This window comes from Haloarcula sp. Atlit-47R (genome assembly GCF_003665985.1).
Lineage (GTDB): Archaea > Halobacteriota > Halobacteria > Halobacteriales > Haloarculaceae > Haloarcula > Haloarcula taiwanensis.
This window is the reverse complement of record NZ_QPLQ01000109.1, coordinates 1-430: the sequence shown is the minus strand read 5'-3', so window position 1 is coordinate 430 and position 430 is coordinate 1. Positions and strand designations below refer to the sequence as shown.

Here is a 430-nt window from a genome sequence, read left to right as displayed (position 1 = left end):
ACGGTTCAGGAGGAGGCGCTGCTCTATCAGGAAGCGCCGGTCAAGCGCGTCGCGGGCTACGACGTGCCGTACCCGCTGTACGCGCTGGAGGACTACTACCTCCCGTCGGTCGCCCGCGTCGAAGAAGGTATTCGTGAGGCGGTGAACTTCTGAACGATGGCGCTCAAGGAATTCAAACTCCCCGACGTCGGTGAAGGCGTCGCGGAAGGCGAACTCGTAACGTGGCACGTCGCGCCGGGCGACGAGGTAACCGAAGACCAGGTGCTCGCGGAGGTCGAGACCGACAAGGCGCTCGTCGACGTGCCCTCGCCGTTCGACGGGACGGTGAAGGAACTCCTCGCCGAGGAGGGCGAGGTCGTCCCCGTCGGCGACGTCATCATCACCATTCAGGAGAATGGCGACGACGAGGAGGCCGCCGAGGCCGCCGACG

Annotated in this window: 1 protein-coding gene and 1 pseudogene; both read left to right on the top strand. The window is 65.8% G+C overall.

Going from position 1 to position 430, the window contains the following annotated elements; genetic code table 11:
* Positions 1–153, top strand: a pseudogene (locus DVK00_RS21100) (alpha-ketoacid dehydrogenase subunit beta); the annotation flags it as partial.
* A 3-nt stretch (positions 154–156) separates the two neighbouring features.
* On the top strand, positions 157–430 hold a 274-nt coding region (locus tag DVK00_RS21095), incomplete at its 3' end, for a biotin/lipoyl-containing protein (RefSeq protein ID WP_121578531.1).